Genomic DNA, 23,894 nt, shown 5'->3' on the forward strand with positions numbered 1-23,894 from the left:
CGTCACGGCCGGATCGCCTCGAGCGGCGCGGCGAGCGCCGGGGCGGCCACGCGCATCATGTCGACAAGCATTCGCGGCTCCGCCGTGCCGAGCGCGCCGAGATCGCGAAGCATCCTGGTCCGGCTCAGCGCCCAGAGAAGCGCCGTGAGGACGAAGCGCGGCAGCCGGGCCATGGCGCCGATGACCGGCGGGCGAACGCGGGCCCCCACCGCGCGCACGATGTCCATGCCAGCCTCGAAGGCCACGGCGTGCGCCGCCGCTTCGCGCCACGAGACCCCATTGCGGCGCGCGAACACGATCGTTCCGATGGCCATCAGCGGCACCACCATGGCGGCGTGCGTGCGCAGCCAGCTCTGCATGTCGGCCTCGACGACCGTGGGTATGCCCGCACCGCCGAACACCTCGGCGCACGCCGCGTCGGAGCAGGTGGTGCCGCGGCGGATCTGCGGGTACACCCGACCATCGACGAGCAGCGCAAACACCCCGCCGGGAAAGCCGAAGGCGAAGCGCTCGGCGCCCACGGCCTCGCGCAGCGGAGCGATCGGCTCGAAGGTGTTGAACATGAACATCACCTTGCGGGCCGCGCTGGCGCGGAGCGCGGGCATCACCGCGGCCACCTGCGGCGCGAGCACCGTCACCAGCACCAGGTCCCACGCCGTCGACGCGTCGAGGGCGCCCTGCACCTTCACCTCGGCGCGCTCACCCGAGCCAAGCACGATCGCGCCCTCGCGCTCCAGCCAGGCCAGGCGCTGGCCTCGCGCGATGACGGTGACGTCGTGGCCCGCGCGGGCGAGCGCATAGGCAAAGGTGCTTCCGATGGCCCCGGGACCGACGATGGCGATTCGCATGCGCTGACGTTGAGGTCGGCTGAGCTGCCACGCAACGCGCACCGGCGCCAATCCAGTTTGCGAGAATGCAAAACGAGCGAGCTCGTACGGGATGCGGTGCTGGCCAGATGCGATGCGCTCGATGGCCTGGCCGGCGGCGCGGTGGGCTGCAGCGAGCAGGTCGACGTGACGGCGCTGCGGTGCGCGGACGGCGCCGACACCGGCGACACGTCCGGCCATGGATTGTGGCGATGCGCCCCTCAGAGCGCGACCGCGAGCACGCCGGCGCCGATGAGCGCGGCGGCCCAGGCCCGGTCGAGGTTGAACCAGGCCGTGCGGAGGATCGCGACGCCGAGCTTGTGATAGACGACGAGCGCCACCGCGGCGGCCGCCGCCATCATGGCGGCCGTGTGCACGAGGACGGCGGCGAGGTAGCCGAGGGGGCTCGTCAGCGACAGGCCCGCTGCGCTGTGGCAGCCGCCGCCGTGGCACGGCGCCGGGTTGTCCGCGCCGAGCAGGAAGACCGGCAGCAGCATGAGCCCCGCGCCGTGCGCGGTGGCCATCAGGAAGGACCACCAGGTCAGGTCGCGGAAGCCCACGCGCATCCCGACCCACCGCGGGTGGCGCGGCCTCACGAGCTTCAGCACGCCGAACGCGACGAGCGCCGCCGCCGTGACCCAGCGGAGCGCCGAGACAGGGACGCTCGCGAGCCCGAGCCCGAGCAGCGCGACCGTGAGGCCGATCGACGCCGCGTGGCCGATCGCGATCGGGACGAGCGCCCGCCGCACAGCGCTGCTGCGCTTCTCCTGCAGGCCGAGCGCGACGGCGAACAGCCACCCCATGCCGGGGTTGATGCCGTGATAGGCGCCGAGCAGCGCCAGCGTGAGCCAGGGCGTCATGGCCGGTCACGGATAGCAGAACGAGTCGGACGACGCGTCGCCCCCCTCGAGCCGCACCTGGTGAGGGCGCAGCGCGCCGAAATCGACGAAGAACTCGGGGTCGAGCGCGATGCCCCCGCCGGCCGCCACATCGACCTTGGCCATCCAGCCGCCGACGCCCTCCGGATAGAACTGCTCGTCCCAGGAGGCATAGAGCGAGTTCGTGAAGTAGACGCGCCGCCCGTCGCGGCTCACCTCCACCATCTGCGGCCCGCCGCGCAGCGGCCCGGAGCGGCGGTGCGCCGCCCTGCGGACGATGCCGCCGAGGTGCACCGAGCCGGTCAGCTTCGGGTGGAACGGGTCCGACACATCGTACTGGCGAAGCTCGCCTGTGCCCCAGCAAGACACGTAGAGGAACCGGTCGTCGAGAGAGAGGTTGATGTCGGTGATGAGCGGCGGGACCGCCTTGAAGCCCTGGAGCAGCGGCGGCAGGAGGTCGGGCTCCGCGGGCTCGGCCGGCACCTCGATCACCTTGCGGATCGCCCACCTGTCGCCGTCGCGGTGCCATAGCCAGACCGAGGCGGAGAGGTCCTTGACGCTCACGACGACGCCGACGAAGCCATGGGCCTTCGTCGGGTCGTGGGCGGGGCGGAGCTCCAGCGCCATCTGGTGCTCGTCGCCGAGATCCAGCGCCTGGAGGTGCTTGCGCTTCCGCAGGTCCCAGACGTGCACTCGGTGGCCGTACTTCTTGCCGAGCAGGAGCTCCGGGTTCACGCCGTCCTCGATCATCTTCGGCGTCCCCCACTCGCTCGTGAGGAGGGTGTCGTGGCCGAGGTGCCACCAGAAGTCGTAGTGGAGGAACTGCGGCCCGCGGTCGATCTCCCAGCGGCCGAGCACGTCGAAGCTCTCGCAGTCGAGCACGAAGATGCCCCCCGGCCCGTCGCCGTCGGGGCTGCCGAGCGCGCTCACGTAGATGCCGTCAGGGCCGCAGTGCAGCGTGTGCGGGCGCGAGTAGCCGGCCCGCTTCGCGATCTCCTCGGCGCGGACCGTGTGGACGAGCTCGGGGCGGCGCGGGTCCGCCTTGACGTCGAAGACGAAGATGTTCGACGAGCGGAGCGCCGGGAGCAGGAGAAAGCGGCGCTCCACGTGCGGGTGGGGCGCGTAGGGGCACAGCGCGGCGCTGCACGCGTTCCAGCCGGAGTGGTGGAGCTCGTCGCCGTAGGTCGGCAGCTCGTTGACCGAGACGAGGGTGCCATAGGCCGGCGACCTCGGATCGAGATCGACGACCGTGAGCGCGTCGTGGCGCACGTCGCCCGGGCGCCTCAGCGCGGCGCCGGCGTCGAGCGCGGTCACGTAGGCCAGCCGCTCTGGCGGCGCCTCCATCGCCAGGCGCGGCGACGGGTAGAAGGTGGGATCCGGACGAAACCGCATGTGCTGCTTCTCCTTGAGCTGTGGGCGGCCCCGCGTCCATCCAGGCCCCGCCGCCGGCCCGGGCGAGGCCGGCCGCGCGATGGTCGCGGCGAGAGAGCGTGGCGAGATCGTGGCGAGATCGTGGAAGGACGGCGGGCCGCCAGGCCGATGCGCTTCATGACCAGGCGGCTCCGCGCGTCGAGCCGGACCGGTCGGACCGTGGACGAACATCCGCTATAACAGACGCCGCGGGCGGAGGCTACCATCGCGGCAGCCGCGCCGTCGTTCGCGCTCCGCGCCGTACCCCGTGAACGAAGCAGGTTATCGCGGTGCCGCGGTGCCGCGGTGCCGCGGTGCCGCGGTGCCGCACCGTCATGGTCTCGCCCGACCATTCATTCGCCCATCGAGCCTGAAGCGCAGCCCTCTTGCTGTCCCGGCGTGTGCCGCGCTGCACGACCGGTGCTACGCTGAGGCCCAATGTCGCGCGGCTCCGACCCGACGCCGAGGATGGCCGACCTGGGGGTGAAGCCCACGACGGCGAGGCGATGCGCGCGGTGGGCCGCGGCGGCGACGGTCGCGGCCGCGCTCGCGGCGGTGCTCCTCTGGCGCGCGGGGACGATCCGGGACGCCGCTCCGGCGGGGGCGCTCGACATCTCGCGGGATCCCTTGCCGTCGCGGGCGCCGAGGTTCGTCGAGCAGCTGGACGTCAGCGTGTTCCATCGCGGCAACCTCCACGCGCACTCCGCGCGTTCCGACGGTGACAGCCCGGCGCAGCTCGTGTTCGCCTGGTATCGAGACCACGGCTACAAGTTCCTCGCGCTGACGGATCACAACAACTACCTCGACGTGACGCGCCCCCCTGCCTCGCAGGTGCGGGATCTCGTGGTCCTCCCCGGCGAGGAGGTGACGATGGTCGCCGCGGGGCAGCCGGTGCACGTCAATGCGCTCTGCACGAAGCGGCGGATCGGCGGCGGGACGTTCCGCACCGCGCGGGCCGCGCTCGCCTGGGCGACGTCGGAGATCCTGGCGCAGGGGGGCGTTGCGCTCGTGAACCACCCGAACTTCCACTGGGCCCTCGAGGCCGAGGACGTCGCGTACGCCGAGGGCGCGCAGCTCGTCGAGATCTTCAGCGGTCACCCGCACGTGCGGAGCGACGGCGACGACGCCCACTCCTCCGCGGAAGCGAAGTGGGAGCAGGCGCTGTCGTCGGGCCACCCGATCGCCGCGGTCGCTGTCGACGACATGCACTCGCTCACGGGCGCGAACAAGCACGTGCCGCAGGTGCCACCTGGCACCGGGTGGGTCGAGGTGTTCGCCGAGGAGGCGTCGCAGGAGGCGATCTGCGCTGCCCTGGGCGCGGGCCGGCTCTACGCCTCGTCGGGGCCCAGGCTCACGCGCCTCGCCGTCACGTCGGACACGATCACGCTCTGGGTCGATCCTCCCGACGTCACCGTCGAGTTCATCGATCGGTGGGGCGCGCTGCTCGACGCCGTGCCGGCGACGGCCGAGGCCGAGATGTCCGGCGCGGCCTACCGCGCGAGCTACCGGCTCCGCGGCCCCGAGCAGTACGTGCGCGCGCGCGTGACGGCGCCGGACGGGTCCCGCGCCTGGACGCAGGCTTACCGGGTCGCGCGCTGACCTCGGCGGTCGCGCGCTGACCTCGGCGGTCGCGCGTTGACCTCGGCGGTCGCGCGCTGACCTCGGCGGTCGCGCGCTGACCTCGGCGCGCGGTGGCCAGGGCGCACGCCGGACAGCGCGGCGCGGCGCGGCGCGCACGGCCGGCGGGCGATGGGCAGCGCCGTGGAAAGCGTGGAGAGCGCGCGCGGGCTCAGCAGGCGACGCCGCTTGATGAACCCGGCGCCGTTTCCTACCCTCGCGGCGGCGTGCCTCGGACATCGCTACACGCCGCTCTGCATCGGGCACCGCGGCTCGCCCGTCTCGCCGCGAGGTGCAGGCCATCGAGCGACGCGCTCGCGCGGTGCGTGTCGTCGGGCGTCGCGGTCGGGCTCGGCGCCGTGGCGGCCGACACCGCCGTGCGCCACGACGTCGCCGGCGTCGGGCTGGCCGGGCACCTGAGGGCCGCCGTGGGCCTGTACGTCGCCGTCGGCGCGTGCGTCGGGCTGGCCGCCTGGGCGCTCGTCACCCTCGTGCGCCTGCTCGCGGCGCCGCTGGAGCGGCGGGCGCCGCGGGCCGCCGAGATCGCGCGGGCGGCGGCCTACGGGGCGCTCGCGGTCGCGGCGCTCTCCAGCACCGCCTTCTGGGCGTTCTCCGGGCGCGTCGCGAACGCAGGCGCGCTGGGCACCCTCGGCCCCTACCTCGCGCTGGCCGGCGTCGGCCTGGCCGCGTCCACGGTCGCGCTCTTCCACGGCCGCGCCCTGCGCGCGGCGGGCGCCGGGCGCGCGGGCGGCTCCGCGGTGGCGGCGGTGACGGCGGCGGCGCTCGCGATCCTCGGGGCGGCGCTCGTGATCGTGGACCTCACCGTGCTCGTTGCCATCTACAGGCGCCTGCACACGGCCCTGGAGCTCTGCGGGGCGGCGCTGCTCGGCTGCGCCTGCTTCACCGGGCTGACGCTCCTCGCCCGGCGCCCGCGGGCGCGGGCCGTCACCCGGGCGGCCGCCGTCGCGGCCGCGGTGTGGACGCTGGCCCTCGCGTCGTCGCCCTGGCTTCGAGCCTGGCATCACGAGGCGCTGGCGCACACGGGCCGGGACCCCGTCTACGTCGGGCGGATGCTGCGCCGCATCGAGCTGGCGCAGGCCATCGTGCGCGGCGAGGACCGCGCCGAGATGCGCGCCAGCCGCCTGGACGAGCTGCGCGAGCGGTACGACGTCGACACGTCGACGCGCGACCCCCGCTGGGACGCGGCCTGGCGTGGTGGGCCTCGCGCGGGCGGCTCCGGGGGGCGCGCGCTCGCGGCCGACTTCAACGTCCTCGTCTACTACGTGGACAGCCTCCGCAGCGACGTCGCCTACGACGAGGAGGTGATGCCGAACGCCGCCGCGCTGTCGCGCCAGGCGATCCGGTTCGACCGCGCGTACTCGACGGGCTCCGACACGCTGCGCGCGCTGCCCGGGCTGCTCGGCGGCAGCTACGACGGCCTCGCGCGGAGCCCGGGCAGCCTGCTCGACCTGGCGAAGCGCCAGGAGATCCCCACGAGCCTGTTCATCCCCGCCTCGGCGGCGGACTTCATCTCCCTGCTCCTGCCGGGGTTCACGTTCGACGAGACGTACCGCCTGCCCGACCACGCGCGCGGGGGGGTCTGGGGCTACGGCGCCGACCGGCCGACGGCGGGGCCGATGGTGGACCACGTCCTGTCCTGGCTCGCCCAGCGCGGCTCGCAGCGGTTCTTCGCGTGGCTCTTCAACTTCGACGTCCACAACTGGCACGAGCTCGACGGCACGTACGTCGACGGCGCCGCCGAGCGCTACAACGTGCCCGCCGAGGGCCGCTGGAACTGGCGCTACCGGGTCGTGGCGCGGAGCCTGGACGAGCACCTCGGCCGGCTGCTCCGCGGCCTGGAGGAGCTCGATCTGGCCGACCGCACCATCGTGCTCTTCGTGTCGGATCACGGCGAGGCGCTCGGCTACCGCGGGTTCTGGCCGCACTCGACCTTCCTGTGGGAGTCGCTCTTGCGGGTGCCGCTGGTCCTGCGCGTCCCGGGCGTCCCGCCCATGGCCGTCGACGATCTCGTCTCGCTCATCGACGTGGCGCCGACGATGGCCCGCCTGCTCACCCCCGATCCGCCGATGAACGGCTACCACGGCGAGGATCTCCTCGGCTTCCTCGATCCCGAGCCTCCCCCGCGCCGGCTGCCCTTGCTCGCGGCGGCGGTCTCGGAGCAGCAGATCGCGCGCGTGGGCATCCTCGACGGGCGCTACAAGCTCGTCTTGCCGCTCGAGTGGGGCGCCCCCGAGCTGTACGACCTGGCCGCGCCGGATCCGGACGAGGTGGACGTCTCCGCGTCCAATGCCCGCGAGACGCTGCGGCTGATGGGCGCGCTCCTGCGATCCCCCGTGTTCCTTTCCGCGGAGGCCGAGCTGGAGCGTTCGAGGAAGTGAGCGCCGCCGCGCGTCGCGCGCGCGCCGGTCAGTCCAGGCCGGTGTTCTCGGTCGCGCCGAGCATCAGGTTCATGTTCTGCACCGCCGCGCCGGAGGCGCCCTTGCCGAGGTTGTCGAGGCGCGCCACGAGCAGGATCTGGTCCGGGTTGCCGAACACGAACACGTCGAGGCGGTTCGTGTCGTTGCACTCGAGCGGGCTCAGGTAGCCGCCGTCGAGCGCCCCCTCGCCGCCGAGCGGCATCACCCGGACAAACGGCTCGCCGGCGTAGTAGCTCGCGTAGAGCTCGTGCACCGCCGCGGGCGTCGCCGGGCGGCTCAGGGCGTCGGCGAACAGGGGCACCGAGACGAGCATGCCCTTGTAGAAGTCGCCGATGACCGGCTCGAAGAACGGCGCCCGGTCGAGCCCGGCGAGCGCGCGCATCTCCGGCAGGTGCTTGTGCTGGAGGGTGAGCGCGTACGGGCGCGGGCCGCTCATCTTGCGGCGGCTGGCCTCGTCGGCCTGCTCGTAGGCCTGGATCGTCTTGCGGCCGGCGCCGCTGTAGCCGGTGAGCGAGCGGGCGACGACGCGGGCGTCCCTGGGCAGGAGGCCCTGCGCCACGAGCGGCACGACGAGCGCGAGGAACCCTGTCGCGTGGCACCCGGGCACGGCGACGCGCCGCGCGCCCCGGATCGCCTCGCGCTGCCCGGGCCGGAGCTCCGGGAAGCCGTACACCCATCCTTCGGCCGTGCGGTGCGCCGTGCTCGGATCGACGACGCGGGTCCTCGGGTTCTCGATCATCCCGATCGACTCCCGGGCGGCGTCGTCGGGCAGGCACGTGATGAGGACATCCGCCTCGTTGATCAGCGCGCGACGGGCCCCCGGGTCCTTGCGGCGCTCCGGGTCGATCTCGAGCACCTGGAGGTCGCGGCGGCCCTGGAGCCGCTCGCGGATCTGGAGCCCTGTCGTTCCTTCCTGCCCGTCGATGAACACCCGATGCATGATGGTCCTGTCCATACGCCGAGCAGGCCGCCGGGACCAGCGCCTCGCGCGGCCCCGCCGCTCACGCCTCGCGCGGCCCGGGGCCGACGCCTCGCGCGGCCCCGCCGCTCACGCCTCGCGCGGCCCGGGGCCGGCGCTCGGCGCGGCCCCGCGGCGCGCGCCTCGCGCGGCCCCGCGGCTCACGCCTCGCGCGGGTTGCTGCGCGTGTCCTTCAGCATGACGTCGTGGACGCCGCCCTCGTGGATGCTGACCGCGGAGGCGACCGTCAGGCGCGCGCGCTGGTAGAGCTGGCGCAGCGAGAGGGCGCCGCAGTTGCACATCGTCGAGCGCACCTTGGCGAGCGTGACGTCGAGGTTGTCCTTCAGCTTGCCGGCGTACGGCACGTAGCTGTCGACCCCCTCCTCGAACTCGAGCTGGTCCTTCTTCTTGCTCGTGTCGCCGTGGTCGTAGCGCTGCCAGTTGCGCGCGCGGTTGCTCCCCTCGCCCCAGTACTCCTTCATGAACTGGTTGTTCACGCGGACCTTGCGCCCCGGCGACTCGTCGAAGCGCGCGAAGTAGCGGCCCATCATCACGAAGTCGGCGCCCATCGCGAGCGCGATCGTGATGTGGTAGTCCTGGCTGATCCCGCCGTCGGAGCAGATCGGCACGTAGATGCCGGTCTTCTGGAAGTACTCGTCACGCGCCTTGGCCACCTCGATCACCGCCGACGCCTGCCCGCGGCCGATGCCCTTCTGCTCGCGCGTGATGCAGATCGAGCCGCCGCCGATGCCGACCTTCACGAAGTCGGCGCCCGCCTCGACGAGGTAGAGGAACCCCTCGCGGTCGACCACGTTGCCGGCGCCGATGTAGCCCTGCTTGTAGTTCGACTTCACGAACGCGATCGTGTCGCGCTGCCACTCCGAGTAGCCGTCCGACGAGTCGATGCAGAGCACGTCGGCGCCCGCCTCCATCAACGCCGGCACGCGCTCCTTGTGATCGCGCGAGTTGATGCCCGCCCCGACGATCAGCCGCTTCTCGCGGTCGACGTTCTCGAGCGGGTGCGCCTGGTGCGACTCGTAGTCCTTGCGGAACACCAGGTATTGCAGGTGCTGCCGCTCGTCGATCACGGGCAGGGTGTTCAGCTTGTACCGCCAGATGAGCTCGTTGGCCTCCTGGAGATCCAGGCCGACCCTGCCGCAGTGGATCGACTTGAACGGCGTCATGATCTCGCGCACCGGCGTGCTGAGCGGCGTCTTGCCGATCCGGTAGTCGCGGCTCGTGATGATGCCGACGAACCGGCCCGTGGGCGTGCCGTCCTCGGTGATCGCGATCGTCGAGTGGCCCGTTCGATCGGTCAGCTCGAGCACGTCGGCGAGCGTCGCGTCGGGGCGCAGGTTCGAGTCGCTGACGACGAACCCGGCCTTGTAGTTCTTCACGCGCCGCACCATGGCGGCTTCTTCTTCGATGCCCTGAGAGCCGTACACGAATGACAGGCCGCCGCAGCGAGCGAGCGCGATCGCGAGGTCGGCGCCCGAGACCGACTGCATCATCGCGCTCGTGATGGGGACGCTGATCGTGAGCGGCGCCTGCTTCGGGTCCGGCGGGCTCACCCCCGGATCCGCCTTGAACCGGACCACGGGGGCCGTGAGGTCGACGTTCGCGGGAACGCAGTCCTTTGTCGTCAGGTTCGGGACGAGCAGGTACTCGCCAAACGTCCTGCTCGGCTCCTCGTAGATGAATGCCATGTCGGCTACTAGTGCGGGGTCCCCGGGCTGTCAACGCAACCGGGCGACCGAGGTGCGGCGCAGCCGGGCCGGCACGACCGACACGGCCCCTCGGGGCGCGCGCCTCCGCGCCCCCGCGCCCCCGCGCGCCCGGGCCGCCCGGTGGAGCCGGCGCTTCCTGGCCGCCTCGCCGAGGCCGAGCGCCTGGCAGACCGCCTCGCCCGTCGTCCCCTCGACGTCGGTCGCGCAGCACGAGCACCTTCCGGCAGGGCGGGTCGACTCAGGGGATCGTCACCGGCGCGTGCGATCGACGGCGGGACGCGGCGCGTTACCCGGCCGCTGGGGATGGCTCGCCCACGAGGACGGGGCCTCGTCGCGGGGGTGCCGGGCGGCGGCCCCTTGGATCAGAGCAGCGCCACGGCGGGGTGGGCCGTCTGCGAGACGCGCAGGTAGTGGATGGGCGCGTGTGCTTCCCAGGAGTAAGGGAAGGTGATTCTCCCGAGGACGGGGACGCCGGCGAGCTGGTCCAGGACGAAGGCCAGGACGCCCGTGAGCGTGCTTCCGACGAAGCTTCGCGCCTGGCTCACGATCTTGCTCTGATACGCCCACCCCTCATCCGTCGAGCGGTACTCCTCCCCGATGTGCCTGAAGTCTCCTGCAGTGCGCGGAGGCATCCGCGGCACGACGTCGTTCTTGTAGATGTGCCGGTAGAGCATCTGTCCGAGCACCCCCTCGAAGCGCTTCGCGAACTCCTGCGTGCCGACCATCGGCTGGCCGAACGTGTAGATGCCGCGCAGCCTCTTCCAGTACTTCTCGTGGAGGGAGCTCTCCGCATAGATCCGCGCCGCGGCGAGCGTGGCCAGCGCGCCGCCGAGGCTGTGGCCCGTGATGTAGAGCACCGGCTCGTTTGCGTCTCCGACCGCCGGGGCGCCTCCGGGGCCGCCGGTTCCGCCCTTCGGGGAGCGCAACGCCGGCCTTCTGAGCTCGCCCTCACCGCCAGGCTCGAGGTCCCCGATGGCGTCCGGGGCAGGCTCTATGGGCGCGGCGGGCTCGGAGGGCGCGGCGGGCTCGGAGGGCGCGGCGGGAGGCTCGCCGCCGCCTGGACCAGGGATCCTGATGTGTATCGGGGAGCCTGGGCGGGACGGATGGCAGTCATACTTCTGCATCGTCTGCTCGCCCAGGTCGCAGAGAGCTTCTCCTGACATGGCGGCATTGAGCAACGGTAGGAGCGTGTGCCATAGCGCCAGGAGAGGACGGTAGAAGCCGCCGTGCACGTACCCCAGGGCGTGGAACGGCTCCACCTTGGCGTTGATGTTGGCGAGCCAGTTGATCAGGCTGCGCGGCTCTGTCCCGCGGAACGAGAGCACCACCACGCGCTTGTCCGCGCTCTGGAGGAGGAAGGCCGTCGTACCCACCAGCAGCGCATCGTTCTGGAGGTTGATGGACACCGCATTTCCGCCGCCGAACCCGCGACGGCTCATCACCTCGGCGAACGTGGTCACGTCGGAGTACGACCAGGCCGCCACCGTCGCCATGATGCCGGCGATCCCGCGCTCATACAGCCCTTGCCTGGCCTGGAGAAGGCGCTCCATGACCTGTTTGTCGGACGTCCCCAGGGTCGTCTGGGCTGTCATAGAAGATAGGTCCACGACCGGAAGACGCGCAGCATCGACTCTCATGTTTCCCCCCATCGGCTCGCTTGAACCGGATCGAACATCCTAGTTCACGACCACCGCCGGTCAATCGATGCGACGGCGCGAACGTCGGTGTTTCGCCCGGCATATGTCGAGTCCACAGCGGTTCCGACCTCCGCGCATTGGGGCGCGGCGCCTGGTGCTGGAGCGACAAACGGGTTGAATCCGCCTGAAACGAGCAGACTTTCGAACCGCCAAGAATGCCAGACATTGTCTTCTTCTTGGCGTCCTTGGCGCCTTGGCGGTTCATTTCTCGCTCGCTCGACGTGATGGGTGTTCTACCATCGCCGCATGGCCGATGATCTCAGCAGAGACGTCTCGCTCCTCGACCGCGACCTCGTCGCCGTCCGGCGCGATCTGCACCGCCACCCCGAGCTCGGCTACGCCGAGGTGCGCACCTCGCACCTCGTCGCGGAGCGCCTCCGCGCGCTCGGCCTCTCGGTGCGCGCGGGCGTCGCCGGGACGGGCGTCATCGCCGATCTCGAGGGCGAGCGCCCGGGCCGCACCGTGCTGCTGCGCGCCGACATGGACGCGCTCCCCGTCGAGGAGCAGTCGGGCCACGATTTCCCGTCCGAGACGAGGGGCGTCATGCACGCGTGCGGCCACGACGCCCACGTGAGCGCGCTGCTCGGCGCGGCCACGCTGCTCTCGGAGCGCAAAGGCCGCCTCGCCGGCAAGGTCCGCTTCGTCTTCCAGCCCGCGGAGGAGCTCTCCGGCGGCGCGCTGGGGATGATCGAGGCGGGGGCGCTCGACGGCGTCGACGAGGTGTTCGGCGCGCACGTGATCTCTCCCCTCCCCTTCGGCGTCGTGGCGACGCGGACCGGGCCGTTCTTCGCGGGGTACCACGCCTTCGAGATCGCCGTCATCGGCAAGGCGGGCCACGGCGGGCTGCCGCACATGTCGGTCGACCCGATCTACGCCGCGGCGCAGGTCGTGACCGCGCTCCAGTCGATCGTCGCGCGCGAGGTGAAGCCGGGCGAGCCGGTCGTCGTGAGCATCTCGGCCATCTCCGGCGGCAACGCGGCCAACGTGGTCGTCGAGCGCGTGACGCTCCAGGGCACGGTGCGCTGGTTCTCCCGGGAGAGCCGCGAGCACGCGCTCGAGCGCGTCCAGGCGATCGCCTCGGGCGTGTGCTCTGCCCTGCGCGCCGCGTGCGAGTTCAAGGTGGTGTCGACCTCGCCCGTGACGACGAACGCCGCCGCGCCCGTGGATCGGATCGCGGCCGCCGCGCGCGCCACCGGGCGCGCCCAGGTCATCGATCCGGGCCCGCTGACCGTCAGCGAGGATTTCTCGGAGTTCACGGACCGCGTCCCGGGCTGCCTCTTCACCGTGGGCGCGGGCGGGCCGACCGCGGCGCCGCACCACCACCACGCCTTCGACCTCGACGAGCGCGCGATCGGGCTCATCGCCGAGATCTTCGCCCGCGCCACGCTCTCCGCGCTTCGGCCCGAGTAACGCGGCATGCTGGCCGGCGCGATGGCGAGGACGCTCCGGACCCTGCTCACGACCTACCGCTTCACGCTGATCCTCCTCGCCGCGATCGCCGCCGGCGCGGGGCTCGGCCTCGCGCTCGGCGAGCGCGCGGCCGTGATCAAGCCGCTCGGCGATCTCTTCCTCAACCTGCTGTTCACGCTCGTCGTGCCGCTGATCTTCTTCTCCATCTCGTCGGCGGTGGCGGGCATGGGCAGCCTGCGGCGCCTCGGGCGCATCGTGACGGCGATGCTCGGCGTCTTCGTCGCGACAGGCCTCGTCGCGGCGGCGCTGATGCTCGTCGCGGTGAAGATCGTTCCGCCCGCGGAGGGGCTCCAGGCGGCGCTGCCCGGCGCGCCGGAGATCGCGCCCGTGCGGCTCGGCGACCAGCTCGTCGGCGCCGTCAGCGTCTCGGACTTCGGCGAGCTGCTCTCGCGCAAGAACGTGCTGCCGCTCATCGTGATGGCCTTCCTCGTCGGCCTCGGGACCACGGCGGCCGGCGAGCGCGGCCAGCCGTTCGCGCGGCTCCTCGCCGCGGCGAACGAGGTGATGCTCAAGGTCGTCGACCTCGTGATGCTCTACGCGCCGATCGGCCTCGGCGCCTACTTCGCCCACCTCGTCGGCAGCTTCGGCCCGGCGCTGCTGACGTCGTACGTGCGCGCGATCGGGCTCTTCTACCCGATCGCGATCGCGTACTTCTTCGTCGCCTTCACGCTGTACGCGTGGCTCGCGGGCCGGGGGCGCGGGGTGAGGGCGTTCTGGCGGAACATCCCGGCGCCGGCGCTCACGGCGCTCGCGACCTCGAGCAGCATGGCGGCGATCCCGTCGAACCTCGAGGCGGCGCGGCGCGCCGGGGTGCCGGACGACATCGCGGAGGTGATCGTCCCGATCGGCGCGACGATCCACATGGAGGGATCGTGCCTGTCGGCGGTGCTCAAGACGGCGCTCCTGTTCGGGCTCTTCGGCCGCGAGCTCGCCGGGGCGGACACCTACATGGCCGTGCTGGGGGTCGCGATCCTGAGCGGCACGGTGATGAGCGGGATCCCCGGCGGGGGGTTCATCGGAGAGCTGGTGATCGTGTCGCTGTTCGGGTTCCCGATGGAGGCGCTGCCGATCATCTCCACCGTGGGCGCGCTCGTGGATCCGCCGGCCACGCTGGTCAACGCCGCTGGCGACAACGTGAGCTGCATGGTGGTGGCCCGCCTCATCGACGGCCCGGGGTGGGGCGAAAAGGCGCACGGTTCGCCGCCCGCGACCGACGCGGACGGCTGACGCCGGTCACCAGCCGGATCCCTCGTCCTCGCCGAGCGCGCCGCCGATCAGGCCGGCCGCGCCGCCGATCGCCGCGCCGCCGGCGCCGCCCACGAGGCCTCCGAGGGCGGCTCCCCTGGCGCCGCCTCCGACGACATCGCCCTCCGTCGAGGACTCCTTCGTTTCCTTCTCGGCCGGATCCGCCTGCTCCTGCTGATTCGTCGCTGGCGTCGGCTCGTTCTTCCGGTGCTTTTTCATGACGCGCTTCGGAGCAAGCCTCGTACCAGCAGCGACGGCTGGCCGCCGGAGCGGGGCGGCCGCCGTTCGGCCAGGTGGATCGCGCCGGAGGCCGCCGTCTCGACGGGTCATGGGAGGCCATGCGCGATGAGGTCGCTGTCGTCGCAGCGACGCGCCCGCCGCACGGGCGCCCGCACCTCTTTCACTGCAACACGAAGTCGAAGCGCAGGCGCGCTTCATCACAACCGTCGTGGAAGATCAGGTCGGTTCCTTCGGCGGGATTCGCCGATCCGCCTTGCGGGTGAACGCAGCGGCCGGTCTCGGCGTTTTGCAGGCTCCCACCGGACGTCACGTCGAAGGAGAGGCGCACCTCGGGGCCGCAGTATCCGTTGAGGATCAGACCAACGTTGTTGTAGGCGGTCCCTTGATTCGGGTGAACACACATTCCGCTCGGAACATGCTTGAGCAAGCCGCTGTCCAGAACCCTGAAAGAAGAGGCAAGCGTGCTGCAGCTGCTCGACAGCACCAGCGGCGTGTCGTTGGCCGGCATCGTGGCGCCGCCTTGCGGGACAAAGCATTTTCCGCTGGTGTACTGCACGATCTTGTACTCGTCCACCGCGGAGCTCAACGCGTAATCTCTCGGAGTGATCTCGGCGAACGCGCGTGGACCGAAGCCGCGGTAGGTGTCATCGGAGGCGATGACGGTCCCGAGCCAGTAGTCGCGGTACCAGTGCAACCACGTGCGGTCGGGAATGCCGGATTTGGCGTAGCGATTCGGTTGAGATCCGTGCAATAGCCCCTCGGGGAGCGGGATCCCCAGCTCCTCGTAGAACCCGTCGAGGCCGTGCATGGGTTCATGGATGAACACCTCCACAGGCTCGCTGTTGACGGTGGACAGCCATTGCGAGGCGACCGTGTTTTTCCCGTTCACCGTCGTCCACATGGTGTAGTTGGACTCGCGGCTGCTCCCCGGGCCCCACCCCCAGCCCCCCGGCTGGCTGTCACCGGGCGTGAAGAACACCTGCACGGTGTCGTACTCGCCTCGAGGCACGAAGCTCTGCACGTCTGGCTGAAGGTGGATGGCCGCCGGCAAGTGATTGGGATCATCCACCGAGGTCGACAGCGACGTGATGGGATCGTTGGATACGACGCTGGAGCCATACCATGCGACCCGGCCGTCCGTGATCAGATCCAACCAGTAAGCCACCTGGTCTTCGAAGGCGAATTGCACCGCGTCGACGACGCTCGTCGGCAGCGAGCCTTGCGTGACACCAGGGACGTTGGTGTTGGGCTTGACGAGGAGGAGCCCATGAAAATCGAACTCCACGCTCGCGATGCGCTCACCGAAGCCGACGGGCTCCAGATACCAGCGTGCGCTGTCGTTGCAGGTCCCCAGGGTGGGCTGCGAGCTGCCGCTCGGGATGGCGCAGGTGTTCACGTTCGAGCGCAGGTGATACAGGGCGGGGCGCTCCACCGTGCGGGCGCGCAGGGTGTCCACGGTCCACTCCGCCGCGCTGCCGCTGCAGCTGCCGAGCACCGCCGAGCCGCTCGACGCGACCAGGCACTGGCCGGTGTCCTCGTGAAAGAACTGATACTTGCTCGCCCCGACGCCGATCAAGCGCCAGTGCTGATGGTCATCGCCCGTGTAATCGGCGCCGACCAGCTGCCCGGTGATGGCATCGCGGGTCAACGTGCCACGGTCGGCGCGGGACATCAGCCGCCAGAGCCCGATCTCGAGCTCATCGTCGCCGGCGCTCGTCGGTTCGACGCGCAGGCTGTGCACATCGAACTCCGCAGTGCCCTGTGTGTCCCGCAGCTCCACCGTGTTGGCACCGGCCTGCAGCGTCACGGGGAACGGGCCGAGCTCTTTCCCGGTCGGGCGCGGGCTCTCCGTGGCGGTGGAGGTGATGACGGCGATCTGGGTGCCGTTCAACCAGAGGCTCATCGCTCTGGTCTGCGACAGCACGGCGACCTTCACGTAGAGGTCCGCGCCGCCGCCGGCGCCGCCGGCCACGCTCCAGGAAAAGCCGGTATTGTCATTGAGGTCGACACCCCAGCTTTCATTCGTGCAGGCTGCGCTGCCCGTGCACCCGCTCACGCCGGGCCCGCCGCTCGACGAGCTCGCAGGATAGACCGCCGCGTGAGCCGAGCCCGCCGCACCGATCAAGAGAAGCGACGCGATCGCCGTCGAGGTGTATGGAAGATGCTTCAATCTCATGCGCAAAGATCCTCCTGGACAAACAAGAATGAGGTGCGCGAGCACGACGTCGCCAGCAACGTCACATCGCCCTGATCGTGAATTCCTGCTCGAGCGCGTAGAACTATCGGAAGAAATTCACAAAACAGACATCAACAGGCGAGTATGGTCGCCAGTGTTGAGGGCGCACCGATTATGTCGCCAGCGTGCGCACTGTCAAGCGTACCCAGGAATTTATGGTGAGGCAGGCGCTCCGCCAACGGCGTTCCGGGACGCCCTTGTGATGGCTCCTCGACGTGGAGGACCGGCCGTTGCCGCGATGACCCCCCGAGCGCCTCGACCTTGTAGAGGTGAATGCCGTGGTGCGGTCGTCCCTTGATACGACCTGCCCTGGCACGTCCGGCCCTGGGTGACTTGCGCCTTCTGTTGCCTCGCCGCTGTCATCGCTGCTCCGCCACGCGGAGAGGGGGCGCCCCCGGGCCGAGCGCGCCTCGCCGGCGGCCGCGCGAGCCCCGCGGCGCCCGCGTCCAGCGTGGAGCCGTCGTGGCGCGGCGGGCCGTGCGGCGGCCGCGGGGCGCCCGGCGCCATCGGAGCGCCCGGCAGCATGCCTTGCCCGCCGGCGGCTCAACCGGGCCGATTGCGCATGAAGTCCGCCACCTCGCCGAAGCGCTGATCGAGGAAGCCGTACAGCGGCTCCGGCACGCCGACCTCCGTCATCGCCGCGCGCATGCAGCGCATCCAGGCGTCGCGCATGGCGACGTCGACAGGGACGCGCATGTGGCGCATCCGCAGCCGCGGGTGGCCGTGCGCGGCGATGTAGTCCTGCGGGCCGCCCAGCCAGCCGATCAGGAACAGCGCGAAGCGGTCGCGGCTCTCCCGGCAGACCTGGCCGCCCTCGTCGCAGACGTGGAGCCGCGCGAGCGCCGGCTCGTCGCGGGCCATGAGGTCGTAGAAGCGCTCGACGAGCCGGCGGACAGCAGGCTCGCCGCCCAGCAGCTCGAACGGGGTCTCGGGCGTGTCGGCCATCGGCAGGCCGTCTAGCGGGCCGCCGCGGCGCCGTCAACGCGGAGCCGGTCCCAGGCATCGGGAGAGAGATTTCAACGCAAAGGCGCAAAGGCGCAAAGGCGCAAAAAAACATCCAATCCAGTTCATGCATTTTTGCGTCTTTGCGTTCTTGGCGTCTTTGCGTCGAACTCTCTCCCCGCGCGAAGCAGAGCCCTGGCAGGGGTTGAGCCCGTGGATCTCCTCGCGGGTGAGCGGCGGCTCGTCCCCGGGGGAGCCGGCGGGGGATGCGCAGGAGGGGGAAAGTGTTGCATAGGACACAGAAAGGGGTGCGCAGGAGAGCGCCGGGGCCACGCAGGAGGGCGTCGGGGCCGCACAGGAGGGCGCCGGGGCCGCGCAGGCGTCGCAGCGTGGTTGCATAGGACACAAAAAGGGGTGCGCAGGAGCCACACGACCGTAACGCAGCCCACCGAATGGGGCGCACAGGAGGCCACCGGAGGTGCGCAGGAGGGGCGGCGGGGCTGCGCAGGCGGGCCGCGAGGCTGCGCAGGAGGGGCGGGCGCTCCTCGACCGCTTGGTCCTCCTCGCTCGGGCAGATCTGCGTCGCCACTCGGCGTCCCCGTCGAGCCGCCGAGCAACTGTTCGGCTGGGCGCCGGCCTTGCCCGATGCCTGGGCGGCCCGCTCGGGAGCTCTCGGGTCAGAGCGTCTCGAGGTACGCGACGAGCTCGTCGATCTGCGCCGGCGTGAGCCCCGACGTGACGCCGTGCTGGTCCCCTCCGCCGCACGGGCCGAAGCGGTCGTGGAGCGTCGCGGCGCAGCCGTCGTGCATGTAGGGGGCGCGCGCCGCGAGCCCGCGCAGCGAGGGCACCTGGAACGGCTTGCCCGTGCCAACGTCGACCGTCTGGTTGTTCGTGAGCCTCTCGCCGGAGTGGCACGTCGCGCACGCCAGGGTCGGGTCGTTGAAGAGCGCCTCGCCGCGCGCGACGGCGTCCTCGTTCGCCGGCTTCGACCGGGGAAGGGCCTTTATCGCGTCGAGCCACGCCGCGAACGCGTCGAGGTGATCGTGGTCCGGAAGCGAGCCGCCCATCCGCTTCTCGAACACCTCCCCCATGAAGACCCCGACGTCTCCCAGATCGCCGTCCCAGTGCAGCGGCGCCGTCGCGAGGACGCCGCCTGCGACGGACTGCGTGCGGCGCGGGCCGATGGGCTGGAAGTTCCATACCCGGCCATCTTCATGCCCCTCCGGGTGGCAGGACGCGCAGGTGACAGAGCGGGATCGACCACCGTCGCCATGAAAGAGGGCATGGGCATCGTCGAGCCGGCTCTCACCGGGAAGAGCGAGCGTGCCGAGCGGCTCGCCGGTGAGGGTCGCGAGGCGCAGGAGGCTCGGCGGCTCGCGTATCTGGACGAGCAGGTTCCTCGCTCCGTCGTAGCCGACGGCGATGGGCTCGCCGCTGGTGCCGACAACGAGCCTGCGCTGGTCGCGGGCGAGCGAGCAGATGTCGACCCCGTCGTGCCGCTCGAGGGTCGCGAGCGGCGTCTCGACCAGATCGCGGCTGCCCGCCTGCACGATCGCCGCGCTGAGGCCATCCGGCGACACCGCGATGTCCACCGGGAGCAGCCCCAGCCCGACGCCGCCCACACCATGCCTGGACAGCGCAGCGCTCGCCGAAGGGGCCTCGCTGGGCAGCGGTCGCATGACGGTCACCGCCGTATGGATCACGCTCCGTCTGCAGTTCATCGAGTAGTAGACGCCTGCCCCCCCACTGTCGACGGGCGTGGCGAGGCCACGCTGGTGCAGCATGGCCACGCCGCCCCCGGGCAGCGCGACCGTCCTCCACGCCACCGCCGGCTCGAACACGCGCGCATCGTCCTTGTCGTCGTACAGCTCGCCCGGCGCGTACGCCAGCGGCCTGATGCGCTCGGCCACGGTCCCGTCCTTCGCGACCACGAGCAGCTCGGAGGACCGGAAGCGGCTCACGAGGAGCGAGTCCCCCTCGACGACCACGTCGCGCAGGTCGCGGTCGAGGCGGAGCTCGCGGACCGGCGGGGCAGCGACATCCGAGGAGAGCGTCACGAGCTCGCCGCCCGCGCACGCCACGTGGAGCAGGTCTGTCGAGGCGTCGTACGCGATCCCGCGGGGCGCGGGGCAAACGGGCCTGCGGTGCATCTCCCTTGTCGCGAGATCGATCGTGACCACCGCGCCCCCGCGGCGGAGCGCCACATGAACGGAGCCAGCCGGCCCCTCGGCCACGCGCCCGGGCTCGTCGTCCCTCTCCAGAGGGAGGATGGCGTCCACCTCGAAGGTGACGAGGTCGACGATGGAGATCCTGTCGCGGTCCGGATCCGCAGCAATGGCAAGCGCCTTGTCGGCGGTCACGAGGAGCGTCCCGCCGCTGATCGGGGGAGGCGGCACCGCCGAGATGTTGGGGGGCCGCGCTGGTTCCTCGAGATCCAAGGACGGCGGGGGCTGGTCCCACGAGAGGTCGTCATCATGGTTCGGGAGCACGGCGCACCCGGCGATGGCCGCGATCATGGCGACGAGCGCGGTGCGCCGCGCTCCGGAGAGAGCTCTCATTGTGCCTCCTGCGACGGCGCGGCCTTGCAAGAAGGCTGCCGGGATCGTGAATCGAGCCCCCGACGACAGCAGCTCTCCCCGGAACGAGCGAGATCGCTGCGGGCGCGCCGGCCCCCAGGGGAGCGCATCCATGCCGCTGGATTCGCCCCCGCTGTCCCGGGCGCAGGCTTCCGGCTGCCGGAGCCGCGCCGGAAGACGCAAAATGTATACGCTGGCAGGGCCGGCGTGTTGCCGTGATTCCACACGCGGCGATCGACCTGCTGCGAGACCGACCCCGGATCGATCGGGACAGGAGCTCCAGCCGGATCAGACGGCCGCGCCGCCAGAAACGTAGAGGGTCTCCCCCGAGATCCAGCGAGCATCGTCGCTGGCGAGAAAGACCGCGGGCAGCGCGACATCGTCGGGCTGCCCGTGGCGCCCGAGAGGCGTCGCGGCGGCTCCCTGCTTCAAGAGCTGGCTACCGAGATCGCCCAGAGACTCGACGCCCTCGGTCTCCACCATTCCAGGGTTGATCGCGTTCACGCGAACGTTGCGAGGGCCGAGCTCCTTGGCCAGCGATCGGGTGATCGTGTCCACCCGATGCCCTTGGAGGCGCCGGTCACGATCGCGACTTTTCCGTCAAGCTTGCCCATGTTTGCCTTTCGTCCTCTCGTTCTTGATTCAGTGAAACTTCTCACCAGGGGATCGGGCCTGCGTCGTCCGAGAAGGTGCCAGTCGGTCCGTCGGGGCCGAGCAGCGCGAGCCGCACCGGCTCGCGCGCGCCCTCGGCGACCGTGCGCGTACCGCTGTGGTTGTTGAGATCGGTCGCGACGTAGCCGGGGCACGCCGCGTTGACCTTGATCGCGGTGCCGGCGAGCTCCTGCGCGAACGCGATCGTCACCGCGTTGAGCGCGCTCTTCGACGGGCTGTACGCGACGCCGCCGACGCTGCGGTTCGGACTGGCGGGGTCGCTGATCCAGGTCATCGAGCCGAGGCGGCTCGACACGTTGACGATGCGCCCGGCCGGCGCCTCGCGGAGGAGCGGCAGCATCGCCTGGGTCACGGCGATCACGCCGAACACGTTGGTCTCGAACACCTCGCGGACGTCGGCGAGCGAGGCGACGCTCGGGCTTCCGCTGCGAGCGATCTCCTCGACCGTGACCCCGCGCTGCGCCGCGCCTTTGACGATGCCAGCATTATTGACGAGGACGTCAAGCCGGCCGAGCTCGCGACGGATCCGCGCCGCGGCGGCGGCGATGGAGTCGGCGCTCGTGACGTCGAGCGCGATCGCGCGAGCATCGCCGGCGATCTGCTTCACCGCGGCCTCGCCGCGCGCGAGGTCGCGCGAGCCGACGAGCACTGTGTAGCCGCGCGCCGCGAGCTCCTTCGCGATCGCGTGGCCGATACCTTTGTTGGCCCCCGTGACGAGGGCGACGGGTTTATCTTGCATGTCGCCTGGATAGCGACCGTCGCGGGCGCCGCCTTGGTGATTCTTGGCCGGTCGAGAGGGCGGCCAAGAACGCCCAAGTCGACGGGGGCGGGGCGGTCGTCGTGGCCGGTTGAGAGGCGGCCAAGGATGCCCACGCCGGCGGGGCGGGCGGTCGTCGTGGCCGGCCGAGAGGCGGCCAAGGATGCCTACGCCGGCGGGGCGGGGCCGTCGTCGTGGCCGGTCGAGAGGCGGCCAAGGATGCCCACGCCGGCGGGGCGGGGCCGTCGTCGTGGCCGGTCGAGAGGCGGCCAAGAATGCCCAAGCCGAGGGGGCGCGTCGGTCGTAAGATGGGGGCGTGGCGACCCGTGCCGACATCCTTCCTGTCCCCGTGCCCGGCGTGCGCGCGACGCGCTGGGCGACCGACGATCTCTACGCCGGCATGAAGGAAACGTACGCGATCGGCCGCATCGAGGCCGGGCGCACGGAGTGGTGGTGCCGCGGCAAGGTGTGGAGCAGCGGCCCGGGCTCGCTCCAGATCCTGCGGCCCGGCGACGTGCACCGCGACATCTCGCGCGACGGCCCGGGCACGGGCCAGTGCGTCGCGCTCTCGGCGCAGCTCGTGGAGAGCGCGATCGGCGAGGTCCGCGTCCCTCCACAGCTCGCCGCCGACGACGAGCGGGGCGCGGCGTTCCACCGCCTGCATGACGCGGTGCGCGCCGGCGCCGATCGCATCGCGCTCGAGGTCGCGGTCGCCGAGGCGATCGGCGCGCTCGCGGCGGTCGGCGACGCGCAGCGCGAGCACACGCGACCGGTGCGCCGCGCGATCGAGCTGCTGCGAGCGCGGCTCGCCGAGCCGGTGACGCTCGACGACCTCGCCGCGCACGCCGGCCTGGAAAAGTTCCATCTGTGCCGCGCGTTTCGCGCGCAGGTCGGCATGTCCCCGTACGCGTACCTGACGCGGCTGCGGATCATGCGCGCGAAGGAGATGCTCGCCGCCGGCGTGAGGCCGCGCGACATCGCCCCGCAGGTCGGCCTCTACGACCAGAGCCAGCTCAACCGGCACTTCCGGCGCATCGTCGGCACGACGCCAGGCGAGTACGCGCGCGGCGTCCAGAGCGGGGCTGGCTCAGCCCGGCCGACGGCGCGGCCCCTCAGTGCGGGCTCTCCCCCGCGGGCGCATACCCGAGCTTCCTGATCCCGAGCGCCTTCAGCTTGTGCACCAGCGTCCGCAGCGGGATCCCCAGCGCCCGCGCCGCCTCCGTCTGGTTCCACCCCGTCTTGCGGCGCGTGAGGTTCAGGAGATCGTCATACCCGTAGTCCAGGTGCTGCACCTCGGCCGCGCCGCTCTGCGTCACCACGTGGCCGAGGCGCGGCTTGTCTGCGTGGTAACCCCGTGTCGTGACCATCGCGATGGGACTCAGATCCTCGTAGCCTCTTTGACCTCCAGGTAAGTGGACTGGGCGTCGATCGCCACGTCATGAAAACGGGCGCAATTGTGTCATGAACACGTCAAAATTCGGCGCCACTTGGAACAGCTGCGGTGTGGCTGCAAGGTCGCCGAAAACGGATTCGAGATCGCAACAGAAGACACTGCCACGGCGGTGTCCTTGAAGGGCAAGACAGAACACGTTCCCACTGGAGTCAGTCGCGATCGGCAACATGCCCGCTTCCAGTCGTTCGGCCAGAGCTGTCAGGTTCCAATCAATATTGCTTGACTCCATCGATCTTCCGATACCGAATAGCACTTGCACGTCGGCCGACACTCCAGGCAACCCTTCTACATCAACTGTGTCTGGCACAGGGTTGCCACCGTTGAACTCGAGCAAGAATCGACGATACTCATCTGGTAAGACTGCCCCGATTCGCCACTCGAGATTCGATATGTCAGCATCTAAAATCTTCGACCCATGGTTTTCAATGGTCGTCATCGTATGGTTTGCTACCTCCCAAGCGCGAAGCCGCCGGTATGGCCTGTCATCCTGTCGCCGCGATGTTCCCAATCCCACCGACGACGAGCCCGGTCGACACGGCGATCGCAGGCACACCGATCGCGGCGCCGATTCCGGTGGCGCTCGTGATGCCCCCGAAGACCTCCACCGTCAAGCCGCCGATCGTCAGGGCCAGCCCACCCACGATCTGCCCGATGGCCAGTCCCATCCTGGCCTCCGGCGTCCCAGGGCCAGCACGCCCGCCGCATCCAGCAG

Annotated in this window: 19 protein-coding genes and 1 pseudogene; 5 read left to right on the plus strand and 15 right to left on the minus strand. The window is 71.1% G+C overall.

The genetic code is table 11. The features are described 5' to 3' along the window. Window positions 1-2 precede the first annotated feature (2 nt). The 3 genes from WMF24_RS26500 to WMF24_RS26510 are packed head-to-tail and all read right to left on the minus strand — an operon-like array spanning window position 3 to window position 3,136. Window positions 3-1,067, minus strand: a complete 1,065-nt coding sequence (locus WMF24_RS26500) for a ketopantoate reductase family protein (RefSeq protein ID WP_437730176.1) — start codon at window positions 1,065-1,067, stop codon at window positions 3-5. 20 nt (window positions 1,068-1,087) lie between these two features. Next, on the minus strand, window positions 1,088-1,726 hold the full coding sequence (locus WMF24_RS26505) for a hypothetical protein (RefSeq protein WP_437730177.1): 639 nt from the start codon (window positions 1,724-1,726) through the stop codon (window positions 1,088-1,090). Window positions 1,727-1,732: 6 nt separating this feature from the next. Further along, a complete protein-coding gene (locus WMF24_RS26510; RefSeq protein WP_437730178.1) occupies window positions 1,733-3,136 on the minus strand; it encodes a selenium-binding protein SBP56-related protein in 1,404 nt (467 codons plus the stop codon). Window positions 3,137-3,592: 456 nt separating this feature from the next. Here WMF24_RS26510 and WMF24_RS26515 point away from each other — a divergent pair, with 456 nt between their 5' ends. Together WMF24_RS26515 and WMF24_RS26520 are read left to right on the plus strand one after the other, a co-directional pair. Beyond that, window positions 3,593-4,753 carry a CehA/McbA family metallohydrolase gene (locus tag WMF24_RS26515; protein ID WP_437730179.1) on the plus strand — a complete coding sequence of 387 codons (1,161 nt, stop codon included), beginning with the start codon at window positions 3,593-3,595 and terminating at the stop codon, window positions 4,751-4,753. 344 nt (window positions 4,754-5,097) lie between these two features. Then, complete coding sequence (locus WMF24_RS26520) at window positions 5,098-7,170, plus strand: sulfatase-like hydrolase/transferase (protein WP_437730180.1); 2,073 nt, start codon at window positions 5,098-5,100, stop codon at window positions 7,168-7,170. A gap of 28 nt (window positions 7,171-7,198) precedes the next feature. Here the strand turns inward: WMF24_RS26520 and argC are convergent, their stop codons facing one another. The 3 genes from argC to WMF24_RS26535 all read right to left on the minus strand — a co-directional run bounded on the left by argC (window position 7,199) and on the right by WMF24_RS26535 (window position 11,486). Next, a complete protein-coding gene (argC, locus tag WMF24_RS26525) occupies window positions 7,199-8,152 on the minus strand; it encodes an N-acetyl-gamma-glutamyl-phosphate reductase (RefSeq protein WP_437738857.1) in 954 nt (317 codons plus the stop codon). 176 nt (window positions 8,153-8,328) lie between these two features. Further along, window positions 8,329-9,873 (minus strand): IMP dehydrogenase, encoded by a 1,545-nt coding sequence (locus WMF24_RS26530; RefSeq protein ID WP_437730181.1) that lies wholly within the window; start codon window positions 9,871-9,873, stop codon window positions 8,329-8,331. Between the two features lie 383 nt (window positions 9,874-10,256). Then, window positions 10,257-11,486, minus strand: a complete 1,230-nt coding sequence (locus WMF24_RS26535; protein WP_437730182.1) for a lipase family protein — start codon at window positions 11,484-11,486, stop codon at window positions 10,257-10,259. Window positions 11,487-11,837: 351 nt separating this feature from the next. Here WMF24_RS26535 and WMF24_RS26540 point away from each other — a divergent pair, with 351 nt between their 5' ends. Together WMF24_RS26540 and WMF24_RS26545 are read left to right on the plus strand one after the other, a co-directional pair. Further along, complete coding sequence (locus tag WMF24_RS26540) at window positions 11,838-13,001, plus strand: M20 metallopeptidase family protein (RefSeq protein ID WP_437730183.1); 1,164 nt, start codon at window positions 11,838-11,840, stop codon at window positions 12,999-13,001. Window positions 13,002-13,007: 6 nt separating this feature from the next. Further along, window positions 13,008-14,288: a dicarboxylate/amino acid:cation symporter gene (locus WMF24_RS26545; RefSeq protein WP_437730184.1), complete on the plus strand. Its 1,281-nt coding sequence runs from the start codon at window positions 13,008-13,010 to the stop codon at window positions 14,286-14,288. A 6-nt stretch (window positions 14,289-14,294) separates the two neighbouring features. On the opposite strand, the gene WMF24_RS26550 is transcribed toward WMF24_RS26545, so the two are convergent. From WMF24_RS26550 to WMF24_RS26575, 6 genes and pseudogenes are all read right to left on the minus strand, one after another. Beyond that, complete coding sequence (locus tag WMF24_RS26550) at window positions 14,295-14,525, minus strand: hypothetical protein (protein ID WP_437730185.1); 231 nt, start codon at window positions 14,523-14,525, stop codon at window positions 14,295-14,297. 181 nt (window positions 14,526-14,706) lie between these two features. Continuing rightward, window positions 14,707-16,722 (minus strand): hypothetical protein, encoded by a 2,016-nt coding sequence (locus WMF24_RS26555; RefSeq protein WP_437730186.1) that lies wholly within the window; start codon window positions 16,720-16,722, stop codon window positions 14,707-14,709. A gap of 603 nt (window positions 16,723-17,325) precedes the next feature. Beyond that, window positions 17,326-17,727: a group II truncated hemoglobin gene (locus WMF24_RS26560; protein WP_437730187.1), complete on the minus strand. Its 402-nt coding sequence runs from the start codon at window positions 17,725-17,727 to the stop codon at window positions 17,326-17,328. A gap of 674 nt (window positions 17,728-18,401) precedes the next feature. Further along, complete coding sequence (locus tag WMF24_RS26565) at window positions 18,402-20,282, minus strand: c-type cytochrome (protein WP_437730188.1); 1,881 nt, start codon at window positions 20,280-20,282, stop codon at window positions 18,402-18,404. Between the two features lie 306 nt (window positions 20,283-20,588). Next, window positions 20,589-20,858: pseudogene (locus WMF24_RS26570) on the minus strand (SDR family NAD(P)-dependent oxidoreductase); the annotation flags it as partial. A gap of 97 nt (window positions 20,859-20,955) precedes the next feature. Further along, complete coding sequence (locus WMF24_RS26575) at window positions 20,956-21,711, minus strand: SDR family oxidoreductase (RefSeq protein WP_437730189.1); 756 nt, start codon at window positions 21,709-21,711, stop codon at window positions 20,956-20,958. Between the two features lie 334 nt (window positions 21,712-22,045). Here WMF24_RS26575 and WMF24_RS26580 point away from each other — a divergent pair, with 334 nt between their 5' ends. Continuing rightward, a complete protein-coding gene (locus tag WMF24_RS26580) occupies window positions 22,046-22,885 on the plus strand; it encodes an AraC family transcriptional regulator (protein WP_437730190.1) in 840 nt (279 codons plus the stop codon). Here WMF24_RS26580 and WMF24_RS26585 read toward each other — a convergent pair. From WMF24_RS26585 to WMF24_RS26595, 3 genes are all read right to left on the minus strand, one after another. Next, the gene (locus WMF24_RS26585) at window positions 22,842-23,096 is read right to left on the minus strand and encodes a helix-turn-helix domain-containing protein (protein WP_437730191.1); all 255 of its coding nucleotides are present in this window, start codon (window positions 23,094-23,096) and stop codon (window positions 22,842-22,844) included. The genes WMF24_RS26580 and WMF24_RS26585 overlap by 44 nt on opposite strands. A 69-nt stretch (window positions 23,097-23,165) precedes the next feature. Further along, the gene (locus WMF24_RS26590) at window positions 23,166-23,618 is read right to left on the minus strand and encodes an SMI1/KNR4 family protein (RefSeq protein ID WP_437730192.1); all 453 of its coding nucleotides are present in this window, start codon (window positions 23,616-23,618) and stop codon (window positions 23,166-23,168) included. Between the two features lie 46 nt (window positions 23,619-23,664). Continuing rightward, entirely contained in the window at window positions 23,665-23,847 is a 183-nt protein-coding gene (locus WMF24_RS26595; protein ID WP_437730193.1) for a hypothetical protein, read from the minus strand. Window positions 23,848-23,894 lie beyond the last annotated feature (47 nt).

The organism is Sorangium sp. So ce1335 (genome assembly GCF_051521615.1).
Taxonomy (GTDB): domain Bacteria; phylum Myxococcota_A; class Polyangia; order Polyangiales; family Polyangiaceae; genus Sorangium.